We start from the raw sequence: 17,162 nt of genomic DNA on the forward strand, positions 1-17,162 counted from the left end.
ATCAGCCTCCGATCTTTTCGAGTGTTGCAAGGTCCGGCAGATCGAAGATCGTCATGTCGGCCCGTTCAGGTGGCGCCATGGTCCGGATACCGGCGCGAAGCTTGGCCGAGCGGGCACGCGGGTTGAGTTCGGCCTCTTCTTCGCTGGCAGCAATCATGCCCTTGCCGACCGGCTCGAACGTTGCCTGGCGCGCTTCGACCATGGGAAGGTGGCGCGAGCCTGACGCCTTGCCGGCGCGCTCGGAAAAGAACTTCTTGACGATACGATCTTCAAGAGAATGGAAGGTGACGACGACGAGCCGCCCACCCGGCTTCAAAGCCCGCTCGGCAGCAAACAGCGCCTGCGCCAACTCGCCCAGTTCGTCGTTGACGTAGATCCGAAGAGCCTGAAAGACGCGCGTGGCCGGGTGGATCTTGTCCTTGGCCTTACGCGGATTGACCGTCTCGATGAGGTTGGCGAGGTCCCGCGTCGTCTGGAAAGGCTCATTCAGACGGCGCTTTTCGATAGCGCGCGCAATGCGGCCGGAATGTTTTTCTTCGCCTAGAAAACCGAAGATGCGGATCAGGTCGGAGACCTTGGCGCGATTGACGACATCGGCAGCAGACACGCCGGACGACGACATACGCATGTCGAGCGGTCCGTTCCGCTGAAACGAGAAGCCCCGCTCGGCCTCGTCGATCTGCATGGAAGAGACGCCGATGTCGAGCACCACACCATCGAGACCGCCGTCCGGTGCAAAATCGGCCAGCGACGAAAACTCCGTGTGATGAAGGAAAAGCCGGCCACCATACTCGGCAACCATCGACTGCCCGCCAGCAATCGCATTCGGGTCACGATCGAGCGCAACCACATCCGCGCCGGCATCGAGAATGGCCCGCGTGTAACCGCCGGCCCCGAACGTGCCATCGAGAATCACCTTGCCATGACAGGGCTCGAGCGCCTTCAGCACCCCATCGAGAAGAACCGGAATGTGGCGAACCGATCCGCCATTGGCATCGGAATGTCCTTCGCCAAGATTCGCCGCCATTCCGTTTCCCCGTCTTGTTAGGTTCTCAGGCCCCGCAGCCTGACAACCTCCCTGGCCCTCGCCTGAGCATCCGAAAATGCCTGCGGTTGCCACACCTGAAAATGATCCGACCGGCCGACGAAACAGACCTCCGAGGAAATCCCCGTGAAATCCCGGATAAAATCCGTCACCGCCAGCCGCCCCTCGGCATCGAGTCGCATAAAGACGCCGCCACCGTGAATGAGCAGCGACATCTCGTTCGCCTCCAATGCGAAGGGATCCTCCGCGGCCATTCTTTGCTCGTATCGTTCGAGCAAATCGGGACCGCCGATATTGATCGCCGGATAGACGAAATCCTGGAGACAATAAAGCTCCTGAATCTCGCGCTGCAGCAAAACGGCACGAAACGCCGCCGGGACGGAAACCCGTCCCTTCGCATCGATCCTGTTTATCGCATTGGACAGGAAGCGGTTCATAACGGACGACCGACCTCCCCGAAATCGAGAAGCCGGTAATCGGCCCCCGCACATACATGACAACACCCGCCATCGCACCACTCGGAAAAGACCCGCCCGAAACACGGGAGAGACCATGCGATTTCCGAACCTTGGGGGCGAAAACGTCCCCCGCAACAGCATGTGAATGGGATAACATGGGACTATATGGGCGTCAATGGGAACGGTTCGGACTGCACCCTTCGCGGGCTCCAATTATTGATAGGCGGTTAAGCTTAACGAATGGTTAGAAACGCCTGATTCCAGGGCAGTTTTCGGCACAGCCGAGCATGACGCTCCTGATCCCGGCGCGAGCCGCTGGAACAGTTTTCTGGTCGCAGTTTCAGCCGCTTGGCAAAAACTGGGACTAATGCCCCGTCGGGCGCCTGCACAGAGGGAAGAGATTTTGCCAGTTGGCCTGTAAGCCGGGTTCTGTATGGCCCTGGTTTCCCAGGACGTGGCAGCCATTCATCTGGGACAGCGTTCGCACGCTGCCTCGCGCAACCCACCCGGATGACTGGCCCGGAAACAGGCTGTAGTGGCGCTTGCGCGTCACCCGCGTCATCCCTATTCGGTCTTGCTCCCGGTGGGGTTTACCGTGCCGTCCCTGTCACCAGCGACGCGGTGGGCTCTTACCCCACCCTTTCACCCTTACCTCGCATGCGAGGCGGTTTGCTTTCTGTGGCACTTTCCCTGAGGTCGCCCTCGCCGGACGTTATCCGGCACCGTGTTTCCGTGGAGCCCGGACTTTCCTCACCCTACCGCCTTTCGGCATTGGTAAAGCGCGGCTGCCCGGCCAACTGGCAAGGCGGTCCTTAAACGACGCGCCCGCCGAATGCCAATGAAAATGACGCGGTCAGCGGCACTTGGGCCGATTTGGTGAATCAGCCTGTGAAGACAGGCCGGAAGACGTCGCCATAGGCATCGTCGACAATCCGGCCGTTCAGGATCAGCTCCGCCCCGAGACGTCCGATTTCATCCGAGCTCTTGGCCGCGGCGCCGCAGCCCCCGGAGAGAACGCCAATACGCTCACTGGCAAAGCCGATCGCCGGATAATTGGCCGGTGTGAACGAAGTCACGCAGGCTGCCATCGAAATCGGCGTCTCAGCAAGGCTCGGCACGATCTGGCTGATGATCCGCTGCAGATGGTTGCGGGTGCTGATCCGACCACCCCGACGGAACCAGGCGCGGATCTCCGGCTCGGTTTCAAGCTGCAGATCGTCGGGATCGCCGCCGATTTTGAGATAGGTTTTGCCATCGGGATAGCGCACAGGCGGCAAGAGATAGATATGATCAACCGGATCATCCGGCTGATGGATCAGCGACGGCATGCCGGCATAGGCGGGCAGGTCTGCATCGGGTATCTCGAAGAAGGCCACGGTCCGACCATAAACCTTGAGATCAAGCGAACGCGGCAGCAGGTTCTCGTTGATGGTAAACCCACCGGCCGCAACCAGCACGCGTTCGACCACATAGACGGAGCCGTCGTCCGTGGTCACCACACAGCCGCCCGACTCTTCCCGGACAGAGACCACCGCACGCCGGATCACCCGCGCACCGGCCTTCTCTGCCAGTACCGTCTGCGCCTCCACCAGCCGACGAGGGTTCACGTAACCGGCATTGCGGGCCTCGTGCACGCCTTCGCAGGCATGGCCAAACTCAAAATAATCGAAACGCTGCTTCAACTCGACGGCTGACAGGAGAGCCGTCTCGCCCCCCAGGGCGTCGGCAGCGGCCGCCACCTGGGCGATGTAGGGATCACGCCCTCCCCGCTTTGGCCCGACGATCAGGCATCCGACTTCGTGGTAGAATTCTATACCGCTCGCGGCGGCAATTGCGCCGTAGCGGGCGATGGAGCGATTGGCCATCAACGCCCAGACAGGATCCGAATCGATGGTGCGCGTGATGCGGGCCTCATCGTAGTGACTGGCAAAGACGCCATCATGCCGGCTCCATTCCCTGGGCTCGTCCGGACCGATGACGGCAACGTCGTCGTCCGCAAGCGCCAGGTACCGGGCTGCCGCAGTCCCCATCATGCCACGACCGACGACTATCGTTTTGAAGCGCTCAACCATGTTTCACCACCAAAGTTATGCCTCCGGTGATAGCACGCGCCGCCACCCTGTCCATCGAGGTGAAAACGCGGGCCACAGCTTTGTCAGTTCCCGATCAGCGCGATCACCTTGCCGCAATAGCGCTTTGACACCGGGTTCATCCGCTTGGCGCCGTGACCGGCATTGTAGCGCAGGATCGTGCCGCAGGTTTCTCCCCCACCGAGTTCATGCGCCATCGACAGATACTTCATGCCGTAGCGGATGTTGGTTTCCGGGTCGTACAAGCCCTTGGTCGTACCGCGATACCCCATGGCCCGTGCCGTGGCCGGCTTGATCTGCATGAGACCGACCTCGCCGGCACTGCCTCTCGCCTTGGGGTTGAAGTTGCTCTCGATCCGCACGACCGCATGGGCGAGATCAACCGGCACGCCATAGGTCTTGGCATATTTCGAAATGATCTTGCCGTAGGGGCTTTTCGAAAATGACGGGACAACCGGGAAGCCGGCATCGCGGGTGATGGTCTTCAGCGACCATGTGGAACGCTTTTCCTTTTCACCTGCGGATGCGGTCTGGATCTGAGTCAAAAGGATAGCGAGGCATGCCGCAGCAGCAACCAGTCGTCTTGTCATAGGAAGGGTCAGTCTCCGTAGAAAGGTCAAACCGGCGCGCGTCAAAGCGGACGCAATCCTTGCGTCGCGAGCCCTGCAGGGGCTCCCCGTTCCAGACCTTCAGTGTTGATGTTTGCGACGGGCACCTGAGGGAGCCGCCGTCGCGTTCAGCCCGGTCTTTAGACCCCGGCAATAAGGAAATCGTGTGGCGCCGCAACAAAACCGCCGCCGAGACGTTCGTGTGAGGCCCGCCGGCGGACAGTTCGAGCAACCAATTTCAGGCGTATCGCGGCAACTGCGTCAGCAGGCGGTGCAGGGTCTCGATGGTCGAACTGTCGGCCACACCGTCAACCTTGGCGGGTCTGAAATGCCGCTGGAAAGCAGCAACCACACCCTCGGTGCGCAGGCAGTATTCGCCCGAAATCTCAATGCCATACCCGTAGAGTGAGAGCATCGACTGCAGCGCCTCGACCGGCTGGCCGGCGTCCCCCCTCTGGAAGAAGCGCCCGCCGCCGATCGGCGACGGCTCGACCCAGTGCCCGACGCCTGCTGCAGCCAGTTTTCCCCAAGGGAAGTTTTCACCCGGATCGACCTTGCGAATAGGCGCCACATCCGAATGCGCCAGCACCCGTTCGGCCGGGATTTGATGCCGTTCGACGCAATCGCGACACAATTCGATCAGGCCTTCGATCTGCCGGTCTGGAAAATCCGGCAGCCCACCGGGATGACCCGGATTGGCAATTTCGATGCCGATCGAGCGTGAATTGATGTCCGTCTCGTCGTGCCAGACGCTCTTTCCCGCATGCCAAGCGCGCCTGGCCTCGGGCACCATTTGCACCACACGGCCGTCCTCATGCACCAGATAGTGGCTGGAGACCTGGCTCTCGACATTACAGAGCCAGGCCTGAGCGCCTTCGGCAGATGGCATGCCGGTGTAGTGCAGCAGGAGAATGTCGGGCCGCTCGACGCCAATCCGTTCGCCGTGATTGGGCGACGGGCAGACCTCCGCCCTTAAGAAATCCGGCGTGAAGGACGTCATGCCGCCCGGCGCGCCTTTTCGATCGCCGAATAGGCCGCGTTGAACTTGGCCATGCGATGGTTGGCGACGCTGTGGAATTCCGTCGGAATACCGCGCGCATGCAGGCGATCGGGATGATGTTCGGCGGCCAGCGCCCGATATTTCTTGCGGATGGTCGCGAAATCGTCGGAAGGCTGCACGCCCAGCACCCCATACGGGTCGCCATCGACATGGATGTGCCGCTCCGTGATCATCGCAAAGCGCTCTTCGGAGATCGAGAAGATTTCAGCGATCCGAGACAGGAAGGCCAGTTCCTTCTCATGTACCAGACCATCGGCCTTGGCGATGTGAAAGAGTGCATCGATGATGTCTTCCAGCACCGGGCAAAACTGGTCGCAGGTCCGGCACATATTGGCGAGGTTCTTCGCGTAGGTCTCGAAACCGGCGACGTCCTGCCGCGCCAGATTGTAAAGCCGCGCCACATTGCGCGCCTCTTCTGGCGGAAACTCGAAGATCTTGCGGAAGGCCTCAACCTCCGCATTCGAGACGACGCCGTCGGCCTTCGCCATCTTGGCGGAGAGCGCAATGATCGCAACCGAGAAGGATACCCGGCGTCGAGTCTCGGGGTCACCTTCGAAGGTCGTGCGCACCGCTTCCACGATGCTGCCGATCACATTGCCGGCCGCTTCACCGATCGCACCCAGCAAACGGTCCCAGAATGACGAAATTTGTTCGCAGGCGAAATCGAATATCATGAATGAGATTGACCAAATATGGGGCTAAAAAGCAAGAACGTCGCCTCATTCAGTGGGATTAAAGTTTCTTCATGTTGAATTGCTTTTGCTGAACGCGGGCCAAACCGGAGACCGTTGGGACGCGCCGTGGCATTTTCCACAGCCACCCATTCCTCCGAGCTGGCAATTGAAACGATTGAAACTCCACTTCCGCCAAACTTTGCTGCACGAGCGAGCGAAATTGCGGAAATCGTTGCATTTTCTGCTTTACAGCTCGGCGCCGCTGTCGCATCCCTTTGCCACCGACCGTGAAGATGCAGGCGGATGATCGCCTGTCCCAGGAGGATTTATGGCCAAGCAGAAAGTCGCGATGTTGACCGCCGGGGGCCTCGCTCCCTGTCTTTCCTCCGCTGTCGGCGGCCTCATCGAGCGCTACACCGACATCGCCCCGGAGATCGAACTCGTGGCCTACAAGTCCGGCTTCCGCGGCCTGCTGATGGACTACAAGATCGAAATCACCCAGCAGATGCGTGAAAAGGCCCACGTGCTCCATCGCTATGGCGGCTCGCCGATCGGTAACAGCCGCGTCAAGCTGACCAACACGGCTGACTGCGTCAAGCGTGGCTTGGTCAAGGAAGGCGAGAACCCCCTGCGGGTCGCCGCCGAACGGCTCGCCGCCGACGGCATCACCATCCTCCACACCATCGGCGGCGACGATACCAACACCACGGCCGCCGACCTCGCCGCCTATCTCGGTGCCAACGGCTACAACTTGACGGTCGTCGGAATGCCGAAGACGGTCGACAACGACGTATACCCGATCAAGCAGACGCTCGGCGCCTGGACGGCGGCCGAAGTCGGCGCGCGCTTCTTCGACCATGTCTCGAACGAGCAGAGCGCATCGCCACGGACGCTGGTCATCCACGAAGTCATGGGCCGCCATTGCGGCTGGCTGACCGCCGCCACCGCACGCGCCTATATGCAGCTGACGAAGAACAACGAGTATGTCGACGGCTTCATGATGAACCAGGAGCTGAAGAACATCGACGGGCTTTATCTGCCCGAGACGCATTTCGACATGCATGCCGAGGCGGCCCGCCTCAAGGACATCATGGACCGCACCGGCTTCGTCACCCTCTTCGTCTCCGAAGGCGCCTGCATGGAAGAAATCGTGGCCGAACGCGAAGCCGCCGGCGAAGAGATCAAGCGCGATGCCTTCGGTCATGTGAAGCTCGACACGATCAATGTCGGCAACTGGTTCCAGAAACATTTCGCCAAACTGCTCGATGCCGACCGCTCCATGGTACAGAAGTCCGGCTACTATGCCCGCTCGGCCCCGGCCAACTACGACGACCTCCGCCTGATCCAGAGCATGGTTGATCTCGCGGTCGAAAGCGGTCTGAACAAGATCTCCGGCGTGACCGGCCACGACGAGGATCAGGGCGGACGCCTGCGCACCATTGAATTCCCGCGCATCCGCGGCGGCAAACCCTTCGACCTGTCGTCCCCCTGGTTCAAAGAAGTGATGGACTATCTCGGCCAGAAGTATCGTCCGATCAATTGACCTGGACTGAGAAAACTGGCTTCCTCTCTCTTGAGGAGTGAGTGCCATGTCCCATGTAAGCTGGATCGTTTTTGCCGTCGCCTCGGTTGCGTTGTTGGCCGTGCCCGGTCGCTCTGCGCTACTGGTCATGGCCTATGCCCTGGGCCATGGGAAGAAGACCGCCTTCGCGACGGTGATCGGTGTCACGCTCGGCAATCTGGTGGCGATCGGGGTCGCGCTTGCGACCCTCTGGCTCATGCTGCAGATTTCGCCGGTCGCCTATGACTACGCCATCTGGTTCGGCAGTGCCTATATCGTGTATGTCGCCGTGCGCACCTGGCGCACCCCGGTTGCAGGCGGCCTCATTGCCGACAACGACAATCTGCCCGAAGAAAAGCCGCTGCGTGTCATTGCCCATTGCTGCCGCGAAACGGTACGCAACACCCGCAATACGCTCTTCCTTGTCGCATTGCTGCCGCAATTCATGACCGCAGGAGAGGCTTTCCTGCCGCATGCCCGGGAGTTTGCAACGACCTTTGCACTCCTCTCGGTCGCGACCACCCTCACCTATGCGCTCGCGGCTGGCAAGATACGAGAATTCTTGAGGAAACACCCCAAACGCCGTGGCATCACGCGCGCCAGCGGCACGGTTCTGATCGCCGCCGGAACGGTCACGGCGGGCTATCGGAAGATCGCCGCATAGCCTGTTGAAAGACCTCAAGGCTCCGTAAGCTTGCCGCAATGCTGGGCATAGATTAAGAAACGGAAATCTGATCGGTGGTGATTTGCCTATCGATCACCTGCTTCTCGTAGACGGATAGTGGCATGATCGTCAGAAAAGACCGCGGCATCGTCCTTTGCTTGGCTGTTTCAGTGCTGTCAGGCCTGGCTGGATGCACCGCGATCGATGAGAGCGTAAAGGCCGATGTCACGGCAGCGCCGGTGGCCAATCCGAATTCGCCCGAAATGCTGGCTGCCAAGGCAGCCGAAGCCGCAACCAGTGGGCAGACGCCTGCACAGGTCGCGGGCCAATCAACCGCCCCTGGCGCCATGACCCAAGCCGAACTGGCAGCCGCCAATCCCGGCCCCGCCCCGATCATCCCGGGCACAGAGACCGCGGCCCCGATCCCCGCCCTCAAGGAATCCGCTCTTTCGGCCACGGCTCCTCAGACCGCCGCCACCCAGGCGCTGACCATGGTCACCACGCCACCCGGTGTGCCCGCACAGCAAGCCTTGACCACAGCAGCAGCCCCCATGGAGGCAACGCTTGCGGCCCCGGCATCGGCCACAGCCTTGCAGCAGCCGACCTCTACAGCGGCCTCGCCTGCCCCCGTCGTACTGGCCTATGCCGCACCGCTTCGTGCGACGGCACTCACCAGCTTCGGCGACCCCTTCGACATTTCGCCTCCCGGCGATCCGGATGCCTTCGAGGCAGCGCCGCAGCCCGAGATGGTTGGCCCGACGCGCCTTAATGCGCTGATCAAGAAATACGCAAAGATCTACGAGGTCCCGGAAGAACTGGTACACCGCGTCGTGCGTCGCGAGAGCCGCTACAATCCCTCGGCCTATAGCCGGGGCAACTACGGTCTGATGCAGATCCGCTACAACACGGCCAAGGCGATGGGCTACGACGGACCCGCCGAGGGCCTGTTCGACGCGGAAACCAACATCAAATACGCGGTCAAATACCTTAAAGGCGCTTGGCTCGTCGCCGACAACGATCACGATGATGCCGTCCGGCTCTATGCCCGCGGCTATTATTACGACGCCAAGCGCCGTGGCCTGCTGCATCTGACGCAGTAAAGTCTGCCTCTGCCCCTCATCGCTTCAGGGCGTCGCGGATCGCGGCAACCAGTCGTTGCGGCCGATAACCGCCACGGCTCGGTGTCAGCCCCATCCGCACCACGACCAGATTTTCCGACGGAATAACGGCCACGGACTGTCCGTCATGGCCGAGCAGCCAGAGGACATCCGCCGGGAGACCGTAATGCGCGTCGGCCTCGTCCCCCGGCCCCTTCCGCCAAGCCTGGGCGCCACCATAAACACCGCCGGAAGCCGCTGTTGGGGTCGTCATGCGGGTCACGAAATCCGCCGGGACGATGGGCTTTCCGTCCCAGACGCCGCCTTGTGCTAGCAGCAACCCGAACCGGGCCCAATCCCGCGCGGTTGCGTAGAGATACGAACTCCCGACCAAGGTCCCGTGCGCGTCCGCCTCGAGCACGGCGCTGCGCATGCCGATCGGGTCGAACAGCGCCTTGCGGGGATAGGCGAGCGCCTGCTTTGGATCGGAGAAGCGCGACATCCACCATTTCGAGATGAGGACGGCCTCACCGGAGGAATAATTGAACCGCGTCCCGCGCTCGACGATAGCCGGCACCGAACGCGCATAGGCTGCCATGTCGGACTGCAGATAGAGCATGCGCGTCACGTCGGTGACGGCGCCATAGTCTTCGTTGAAATCGAGCCCGCTTTGCATGGCCAAGAGATCGGATAGCCGGATCTTCGCTCTGCGGTCACCCGTCCACTCAGGAAAAAGCCCCTCCGTATCGAGATCCACACCCTGATCCGCAGCAACCTTGCCAGCAAGCACAGCATTGACGCTTTTGGCCATCGACCAGCCCAGCAGAGGCGTCTGGGCGTTAAACCCCGCGCCATAGCTCTCCCCGACGATGCGTCCATCCTTGACCACGACCACGGCGCGATAGGCGGACCCCAACAAGGCTGCATCCTGCAGCGTGGTCGACAGACGCGAATCCATCGCACCGACACGCTCGCCTTCCGGCCAGGAGACGGTGTCATCAGAAGGAACGGCTTCGGACACCGGGGCGGAAACGCCTTGAGCCGAGGCAATATCGCCATCTGGCACCGAGGCACAGCCGAGCCCGTCGCGATAGACGGCGACGGACGGCGCGATGAAGCCGGCGAGATCAGCCGTGACCAGCCGCCGGTCGAGGTCCACGTCGACCCCGACAAGTCTCAACAGCGGATGTCCTGGTGCCTGAACGTCATCCGTAAGCACATCATCGGCATCGCGCCCGGCAAGGAAGACGTTCGAGCAGACGATCTTGGCCGCATAGCCCGTCCCCACTCTCAACAGGTCAGGCGGCGCCAGCCACAACCAGACGCATCCACCCAGGACCAGGATGACGAGAGCGGCGCCAGCAGCGACCAATAGTTTTGACAGGAGACGCATGTTTTCCTCCGCAGTTGCGGCCATGCAATCAGGAATTCGTGACAGGCGAAAGAGGACCGGCGGCAATCCCCGCCTCTGTCCCCGCCTGAAAGAGAAAGAACTTAGTGGGCGGGCAGCGACGTCGTACCCGCGCCCAGACGCGACTGCAGATAGCCGAGCACCTCACCGGCGCCGAAAGGTCGGGAGAACAGGAAACCCTGCGCCTCACCGATCCCGAGGACCCTGACGAATTCCAGCTGCCGTGCCGTCTCGATGCCCTCGATCGTCGTCTTGACCTGGAATGTCTCGGACAGCTTGTGCATCAGATCAACCAAGGTCGCGCCCTGGCTCGTCTCGACCATCTGCTGGGCAAAGGACCGGTCGATCTTCAACTCGTCCAGCGGAAACTTCCTCAGATGATGGATAGAGGCGAAACCGGTGCCGAAATCATCGAGTGCAACGCGCACTCCGCCTGAGCGCAATTGCGCCAGGCTGCGGCAAACGAGTTCGAGCTCGACGGAAAAGACCGATTCCGTTACTTCCACCGTCAACCGCTCCGGCGCAAGCCCGGCCTCGGCGAGACTGTCGAACACGTGAGCAACGAAGCCCGGGTCCTTGAACTGATCGCCAGAAACATTGACACTGACGCCGGTTGGTGCCGGCCAGCGGGCAGCCTCCTGGCAGGCGTGCTGAACCACCCAGCGTCCGATATCGAGGATGATGCCGATCCGCTCGGCAATCGGAATAAAGACATCCGGAGCGATTAGGCCGCGCGTCGGATGCCGCCAGCGCAACAGCGCTTCCAATGAACGAACCTGGCCGTTCTTTACGCCCACGATGGGCTGGTATTCCAGGTAGAACTCGCCCTCGCTCAGAGCCTGGGCCAGATCACGCTCAAGCTCTAGCGTCTCGATCGCCTCTTGCGCCAAGGCCTGGTCGTAGAAGGCATGGCTCGCCCCAAAGCGCTGTTTGGCGCGGTCAAGCGCAAGATTGGCACGCTTGATCACAACCGAAAGGTCGTCATCGGACGCCAGCAAAAGCGTCGCCCCGATGCTGACGCCGGCAAAGACCCGCTTCTGTTGGAGTTGGAACGCTTGCGACAGGCTGCCTTCGATCTCCAGGCAGAAGAATTCGACAATGGCTTTGGACGAGGCCTTGGGCAGTAGGACGGCGAACTCGTCGCCACCGAGGCGGAAGATGAGCGCATCTTCGCCAACCGCCCGGCGGAGACGGCGTGACACCTCGACGAGCAGATGATCTCCCGCTTCCTGGCCCATCGTGTCGTTGACGAACTTGAACCGGTCGATATCGATCAGCAACAGCGCATGATCGCTGCGCTTCTGCGAACCGAGGATCGGTCGCAGATTGTCCTGCAGGGCAATGCGATTGCCAAGCCCCGTCAGGGGATCCCGACCAGCCAGTTGCAGGTCGTCGTTTCGGCCGTTTTCCAGCGCGCTGATCTGGCCCCGAAGTCTCTGTTCGAAATAGCCGAAATTTCCAGCCAGCAGGGCACCCGCCACCGGAAGCCCTGCGAGAATGAGATGGGGCCATGACGACAAAACGCGGAAGACTTCCCCATCGACTGGGTCCGACCAGAGGAGAGGAAGAGCGGAAATGGCAGGTGCAATGGAGCCGGCAAAAAACCCGGCAACGGAATATCGGACAACCCGGCCCGGAGGCGCCTTCATTAACATCATGTTAAAACACCCGAATGATATGGGGATAATTTGATTAAAAGCCTTTAGATTTCGTTAGCCGGCAGCGTCCGGACCGCGTCATCAAACTGTAGCACCGGCCAGCTACACGCCATCAACCCTCAAGTGATGGCGGATCGACATGACAGAGCTTGCACCGGATGCCGGGTTTCACCGGAACAAGAAGCTGAAGGATGCACTTCTGCAGCACGAGCCTATGTCGGCCGCCGGCCTCTCGGAACGCCTGTTCGGCCTTCTCTTCTCGGGTCTCGTCTATGCCCAGATATGGGAGGACCCCGAAGTCGACATGGAGGCGATGGAGCTTACCGAGGGCCATCGCATCGTCACCATCGGGTCCGGCGGCTGCAACATGCTGGCCTATCTGAGCCGCCGCCCGGCCTCCATCGACGTCGTGGATCTTAACCCCAACCATGTCGCGCTCAACCGGCTGAAACTCACCGCCTTCCGTCACCTTCCGGATCATGCCGCCGTCCTGCGTTTTCTCGGGACGGAAGGCGAGAAAGGCAACCTCGCTGTCTTCGACCGCCATATCGCGCCTCATCTCGACGAGACCTCCCGCCGCTACTGGCAGCGACGCAGCCTTAGCGGTCGGCGCCGCGCCAGCGTCTTTACCCGCAATATCTACCGCACCGGATTGCTCGGTCGCTTCATCGGGATCGGCCACGTGCTCGCGCGCCTGCACGGGGTCAGGCTCGAGGAGATGGTTAAGGCCAGATCGCTCCGCGAGCAGCGCCACATCTTTGACAGGCAGATCGCACCACTCTTCGACCGGCCCCTCATCCGCTGGCTGACGGCGCGCAAAAGTTCGCTCTTCGGCCTCGGCATCCCGCCGCAGCAATATGACGAGCTGGCGGGCCTGTCAGACAGTGGCACCATCGCGCCGATCCTGCGCCACCGGCTGGAGAAGCTCGCTTGCTATTTTCCGCTGAAAGACAATCCCTTTGCCTGGCAGGCCTTTGCGCGCCGCTACCCGCGCGCTGGCGAGGGCAAGATGCCGACCTATCTTCAGCCGCAGCATTTCCAAGCGATTCGCGACTGTGCGAACCGGGTCACCGTCCATCATGCCGGCTTCACCGAACTCCTCAGGGAAAAGCCGGCCGCCAGTCTTGATCGCTTCGTCCTGCTCGACGCCCAGGACTGGATGACGCCACAGCAGTTGAACGAACTCTGGACCGCGATCACCCGAACCGCAGCCCCCGGGGCCCGGGTCATCTTCCGCACCGCAGCTGAGGTGAGCGTGCTTGACGGAAAGCTCTCAGAGAGCCTGCTTGCACAGTGGTCCTACCTTGCCGATCAGTCAGCCCGTCTCGACAAGCGCGACCGCTCGGCGATCTACGGTGGCTTTCACCTTTACGAAAAGCGTTCCGCATGAGCGCCGAAACAGGCATTACGGACGGCATCAGCCACGCCAAGCGCATGGACGCCATGTACCGTTATCAGCGGCACATCTACGACCTCACCCGCAAATATTATCTTCTCGGCCGGGACCGGATGATTTCCGGGCTCGATCTTCGCGAGGGCGGCACGCTGCTCGAGATCGGTTGCGGCACCGGCCGCAATCTCCTGGTAGCCCGACGTCATTATCCGTCGGCCCGGCTGCATGGACTGGATATATCCGCCGAGATGCTGGCATCGGCCCGTCACACCTTCCGCAAGGAGACCGACCAGCCGGTTTTGCAGGTCGCTGATGCCACCCGATTTGCCCCAGAGGATTTTGGCATTGCGGGTTTTGATCGGGTGATGATCTCCTATGCCCTGTCGATGATCCCCGAATGGCAGACCGCGGTGGATAAAGCGCTCGCAGCCCTTTCGCCTCTCGGCTCCCTGCACATCGTCGATTTCGGCCAGCAGGAGCGACTGCCAAATCCGGTCAGGACCGGCTTGCAGGCATGGCTTGCCCGTTTTCATGTGACGCCCCGGAGAGACCTGAGGGACGTGCTGGAAGCACAGGCGATGAAAACCGGAACCCGTCTCACCTTCGAGCCCCTCTGGCGCGGCTATGCCTGGCATGCCGTGCTTGCGCGCTGATGAAGGCACGTCTGCGAAAAATCACTGCATCAGACGGATTGCATGTAACCCCGTTTTAACCATGATGGGGGGAAATGGGATCTCAACGCCTTCGGACCGCCCCAACCCGTCTGTCCGGCCGCGAGATTTTCAGTTCCGGACCCATGGATGACCGATGCGGTGGCTTTCGACGGCACTCTTGCCCATTTGCCTGCTTTTTGCTGGCTGCACGTCGGGCAGCTACGACCTTATGGAGACGGCCTCCGTCTCGCCCCGTTTCAAGGACACTGATCCCCAGGATTTCGGTGGCAAGACGCCCCACCGCCACCAGGTGCATGGCATCGACGTGTCCAAGTGGAATGGCGATATAGACTGGTATCAAGTCCGGCGCTCCGGCGTCTCCTTCGTCTTCATCAAGGCAACCGAAGGCGGTGACCGTGTCGACCCGCGCTTCACTGAATACTGGCAGGGCGCACGCGCCGCTGGCCTCGCCTATGCGCCCTATCACTTCTACTATTTTTGCTCGACCGCCGACCAACAGGCCGACTGGTTCATTGCCAACGTTCCGCGCGAAGCGATCCAGCTCCCGCCGGTACTCGACGCCGAATGGAACCCCTCGTCGAAGACGTGTCGCACTCGACCGGACGCGGCAACGGTCCGCAGCGAGATGAAGCGCTTCATGGACCGGCTCGAAGCCTATTACGGCAAGCGCCCGATCATCTACACCTCGGTCGATTTTCACCGCGACAATCTCACCGGTGCCTTCGAAGACTATCACTTCTGGGTCCGCGCCGTAGCCCAGCACCCCAGCGAGATCTATTCGGAGCGGCGCTGGGCGTTCTGGCAATACACATCAACCGGCGTCATCCCCGGCATCCGCGGCGGGACAGACATCAATGTCTTTGCCGGAACTGAGAAGAATTGGCATAACTGGGTTGCCGCCGTTTCCAAGTGATCGATACGCCTGCCGGCTTGCTGGTGAAGACGCGAGATTGGTCACGTTTGGTCCGGCTGCGCCACAGAACCGTCGACATGTCCGCCCAGTGTCGCGCCGACCTCCCAAGGCATACTCAAAGGACCGATTGATGAAGCTCGCCACCCGCCTCAGCCTCCCCCTCGCCATGCTGCTCGCCTCGACCAGTGTATCCTTCGCGCAGCAATGTGGTGGCGATCTCGGCGCCTTCCTCGATGGCATACGCCAGGAATCCCTTGCAGCCGGAACCCCGGCCGACGTGGTGGAGAAGGCGCTGGCTGACGCCCGCATCGACGAGAAGGTGCTGGCCCGTGACCGCTCCCAAGGCGTCTTCCGCCAGACCTTCCTCGAATTCTCCCAGCGCACCGTCTCCCAGGCTCGCCTCGACATCGGGCGCCAGAAGCTGACGGAATTCGCCGACACCTTCGCCCGCGCCGAGCAGGAATACGGCATACCGGCCGGTGTGATCACCGCGTTCTGGGCGATGGAAACCGATTTTGGCGCAGTGCAAGGCGACTTCAACACTCGCAACGCCCTCGTCACCCTCTCCCATGACTGCCGCCGGCCCGAGCTGTTCAGGCCGCAATTGCTGGCGCTGATCAAGATGGTCCAGCACGCCGATCTCGACCCCGCGACCAATACCGGCGCCTGGGCCGGTGAAATCGGCCAGGTGCAGATGCTGCCCAAGGACATCATCGAATTCGGCGTGGACGGAGACGGCGACGGGCATATCAACGTCAAGACGAGCAGCCCGGATGCCATCCTGACGGCCGCGAAGTTCATTCAGCATCTGGGCTTCAAGCAGGGCGAACCCTGGATCCAGGAAGTGTCCATCCCCGAGAACCTGCCCTTCGAAAAGTCGGGCCTCGGCGGCACGCTCACCGCCGGTGACTGGTTTAAGCTCGGCGTGACCCCGCGGGATGGCAATACGGGGTTCGCAGCCCTGCCTGCCTCGCTCGTCCTGCCCCAGGGGCGCAAGGGCCCCGCCTTCATCACCTATCCGAATTTCAACATCTATCTCGAATGGAACCAGTCCTTCATCTACACGACCTCGGCCGCCTATTTCGCCACCCGCCTCTCGGGCGCCCCGCCTTACCAGAAGGGTAGTCCGGAGCCGGGTCTCAGTGTCGATGAGATGAAAATGTTGCAGACCAAGCTGGAAGCGCTCGGTTACGACGTCGGCAAGATCGACGGCATCCTAGGTTCGGGCACGCGCGTGGCCGTCCAGAAGGAGCAGCAACGCCTTGGGCTGCCAGCCGATGGCTGGGCGACATCTGCCCTCCTCAACGCGCTCTGACACGAAACGTCAGATCGTGCCGAATTCGAAAACCGGGACCGCAAGTCCCGGTTTTTTTGTGTCGCAGCATTTGTTCCGAGCGCGGAACCTTGCAGACAACGGCAAGCGACTTTGCGACAATGCTATGGTCCATATGCGCCGTAAACCGTCCTTTACCCTCACCATAATTAACCTCCATTAATATTCGGGGAGGGCATCGGAACTAACTGAAATAGCGAACGTTTTAGAAACAAGCGGGACCTTTTCCACCGATTCATGCGGCAGCGCAGCACAGATTCTGCTTTCCGCTGACACAAATCGGACATAATATCTAACGGTCAACGCAAGGAGGCACACAATGGGACTGACCAATTCGCTTAATGTCCTGATCGTCGGTGCGGCGTTTGTTTTCATAGCCACGATGCTGTTCATCTGATCGTAGGTCAGACGGACCACCCGCCATGAGACGGCCGGCTGAGGCCTCTCCAGCAGCAATGCTTTTGACCAATTAGAAAGGCGCGTGACAACATCTGTCACGCGCCTTTATCATGAGCCGGTATCG

At 61.2% G+C, this 17,162-nt stretch carries 16 protein-coding genes and 1 other RNA gene; 7 read left to right on the forward strand and 10 right to left on the reverse strand.

Going from position 1 to position 17,162, the window contains the following annotated elements; all coding sequences use genetic code 11:
* Window position 1 precedes the first annotated feature (1 nt).
* From rsmH to FJQ55_RS11915, 7 genes are all read right to left on the reverse strand, one after another.
* Window positions 2-1,027, reverse strand: coding sequence for a 16S rRNA (cytosine(1402)-N(4))-methyltransferase RsmH (gene rsmH / locus FJQ55_RS11885; RefSeq protein WP_140828156.1), 1,026 nt, complete (start codon window positions 1,025-1,027; stop codon window positions 2-4).
* Between the two features lie 17 nt (window positions 1,028-1,044).
* Window positions 1,045-1,482: a division/cell wall cluster transcriptional repressor MraZ gene (gene mraZ / locus FJQ55_RS11890; RefSeq protein WP_140828158.1), complete on the reverse strand. Its 438-nt coding sequence runs from the start codon at window positions 1,480-1,482 to the stop codon at window positions 1,045-1,047.
* 423 nt (window positions 1,483-1,905) lie between these two features.
* Window positions 1,906-2,304, reverse strand: an RNA gene (gene rnpB / locus FJQ55_RS11895) — RNase P RNA component class A.
* 80 nt (window positions 2,305-2,384) lie between these two features.
* Window positions 2,385-3,575 (reverse strand): NAD(P)/FAD-dependent oxidoreductase, encoded by a 1,191-nt coding sequence (locus tag FJQ55_RS11900; RefSeq protein ID WP_140828159.1) that lies wholly within the window; start codon window positions 3,573-3,575, stop codon window positions 2,385-2,387.
* Window positions 3,576-3,658: 83 nt separating this feature from the next.
* A complete protein-coding gene (locus tag FJQ55_RS11905) occupies window positions 3,659-4,183 on the reverse strand; it encodes a lytic transglycosylase domain-containing protein (protein ID WP_140828160.1) in 525 nt (174 codons plus the stop codon).
* A 256-nt stretch (window positions 4,184-4,439) separates the two neighbouring features.
* Window positions 4,440-5,201 (reverse strand): N-acetylmuramoyl-L-alanine amidase, encoded by a 762-nt coding sequence (locus FJQ55_RS11910; protein ID WP_140828162.1) that lies wholly within the window; start codon window positions 5,199-5,201, stop codon window positions 4,440-4,442.
* Window positions 5,198-5,935 carry a J domain-containing protein gene (locus FJQ55_RS11915; protein ID WP_140828164.1) on the reverse strand — a complete coding sequence of 246 codons (738 nt, stop codon included), beginning with the start codon at window positions 5,933-5,935 and terminating at the stop codon, window positions 5,198-5,200. The genes FJQ55_RS11910 and FJQ55_RS11915 overlap by 4 nt, the downstream gene beginning before the upstream one ends.
* 328 nt (window positions 5,936-6,263) lie before the next feature.
* Between FJQ55_RS11915 and FJQ55_RS11920 the strand changes: the two genes are divergently transcribed.
* The 3 genes from FJQ55_RS11920 to FJQ55_RS11930 all read left to right on the forward strand — a co-directional run bounded on the left by FJQ55_RS11920 (window position 6,264) and on the right by FJQ55_RS11930 (window position 9,260).
* Window positions 6,264-7,478 (forward strand): pyrophosphate--fructose-6-phosphate 1-phosphotransferase, encoded by a 1,215-nt coding sequence (locus tag FJQ55_RS11920; protein WP_140828166.1) that lies wholly within the window; start codon window positions 6,264-6,266, stop codon window positions 7,476-7,478.
* A 46-nt stretch (window positions 7,479-7,524) separates the two neighbouring features.
* Entirely contained in the window at window positions 7,525-8,160 is a 636-nt protein-coding gene (locus FJQ55_RS11925; protein ID WP_140828169.1) for a LysE family translocator, read from the forward strand.
* A 122-nt stretch (window positions 8,161-8,282) separates the two neighbouring features.
* Window positions 8,283-9,260 (forward strand): lytic transglycosylase domain-containing protein, encoded by a 978-nt coding sequence (locus FJQ55_RS11930; RefSeq protein ID WP_140828171.1) that lies wholly within the window; start codon window positions 8,283-8,285, stop codon window positions 9,258-9,260.
* 16 nt (window positions 9,261-9,276) lie between these two features.
* Here the strand turns inward: FJQ55_RS11930 and FJQ55_RS11935 are convergent, their stop codons facing one another.
* The gene (locus FJQ55_RS11935; RefSeq protein WP_140828173.1) at window positions 9,277-10,650 is read right to left on the reverse strand and encodes a serine hydrolase domain-containing protein; all 1,374 of its coding nucleotides are present in this window, start codon (window positions 10,648-10,650) and stop codon (window positions 9,277-9,279) included.
* Between the two features lie 101 nt (window positions 10,651-10,751).
* Window positions 10,752-12,326: a putative bifunctional diguanylate cyclase/phosphodiesterase gene (locus FJQ55_RS11940; RefSeq protein ID WP_140828174.1), complete on the reverse strand. Its 1,575-nt coding sequence runs from the start codon at window positions 12,324-12,326 to the stop codon at window positions 10,752-10,754.
* A gap of 139 nt (window positions 12,327-12,465) precedes the next feature.
* Between FJQ55_RS11940 and FJQ55_RS11945 the strand changes: the two genes are divergently transcribed.
* From FJQ55_RS11945 to FJQ55_RS11960, 4 genes are all read left to right on the forward strand, one after another.
* Window positions 12,466-13,716: a BtaA family protein gene (locus tag FJQ55_RS11945; protein WP_140828175.1), complete on the forward strand. Its 1,251-nt coding sequence runs from the start codon at window positions 12,466-12,468 to the stop codon at window positions 13,714-13,716.
* Window positions 13,713-14,372 (forward strand): class I SAM-dependent methyltransferase, encoded by a 660-nt coding sequence (locus tag FJQ55_RS11950; RefSeq protein ID WP_140828176.1) that lies wholly within the window; start codon window positions 13,713-13,715, stop codon window positions 14,370-14,372. The genes FJQ55_RS11945 and FJQ55_RS11950 overlap by 4 nt, the downstream gene beginning before the upstream one ends.
* Window positions 14,373-14,526: 154 nt before the next feature.
* Window positions 14,527-15,306 carry a glycoside hydrolase family 25 protein gene (locus FJQ55_RS11955; protein WP_140828178.1) on the forward strand — a complete coding sequence of 260 codons (780 nt, stop codon included), beginning with the start codon at window positions 14,527-14,529 and terminating at the stop codon, window positions 15,304-15,306.
* A 166-nt stretch (window positions 15,307-15,472) separates the two neighbouring features.
* Window positions 15,473-16,621, forward strand: coding sequence for a lytic murein transglycosylase (locus tag FJQ55_RS11960; RefSeq protein ID WP_246085141.1), 1,149 nt, complete (start codon window positions 15,473-15,475; stop codon window positions 16,619-16,621).
* Between the two features lie 177 nt (window positions 16,622-16,798).
* Here the strand turns inward: FJQ55_RS11960 and FJQ55_RS11965 are convergent, their stop codons facing one another.
* Window positions 16,799-17,137, reverse strand: coding sequence for a hypothetical protein (locus tag FJQ55_RS11965; RefSeq protein WP_140828180.1), 339 nt, complete (start codon window positions 17,135-17,137; stop codon window positions 16,799-16,801).
* Window positions 17,138-17,162: the final 25 nt, after the last annotated feature.

The organism is Rhizobium glycinendophyticum, assembly GCF_006443685.1.
Lineage (GTDB): Bacteria > Pseudomonadota > Alphaproteobacteria > Rhizobiales > Rhizobiaceae > Allorhizobium > Allorhizobium glycinendophyticum.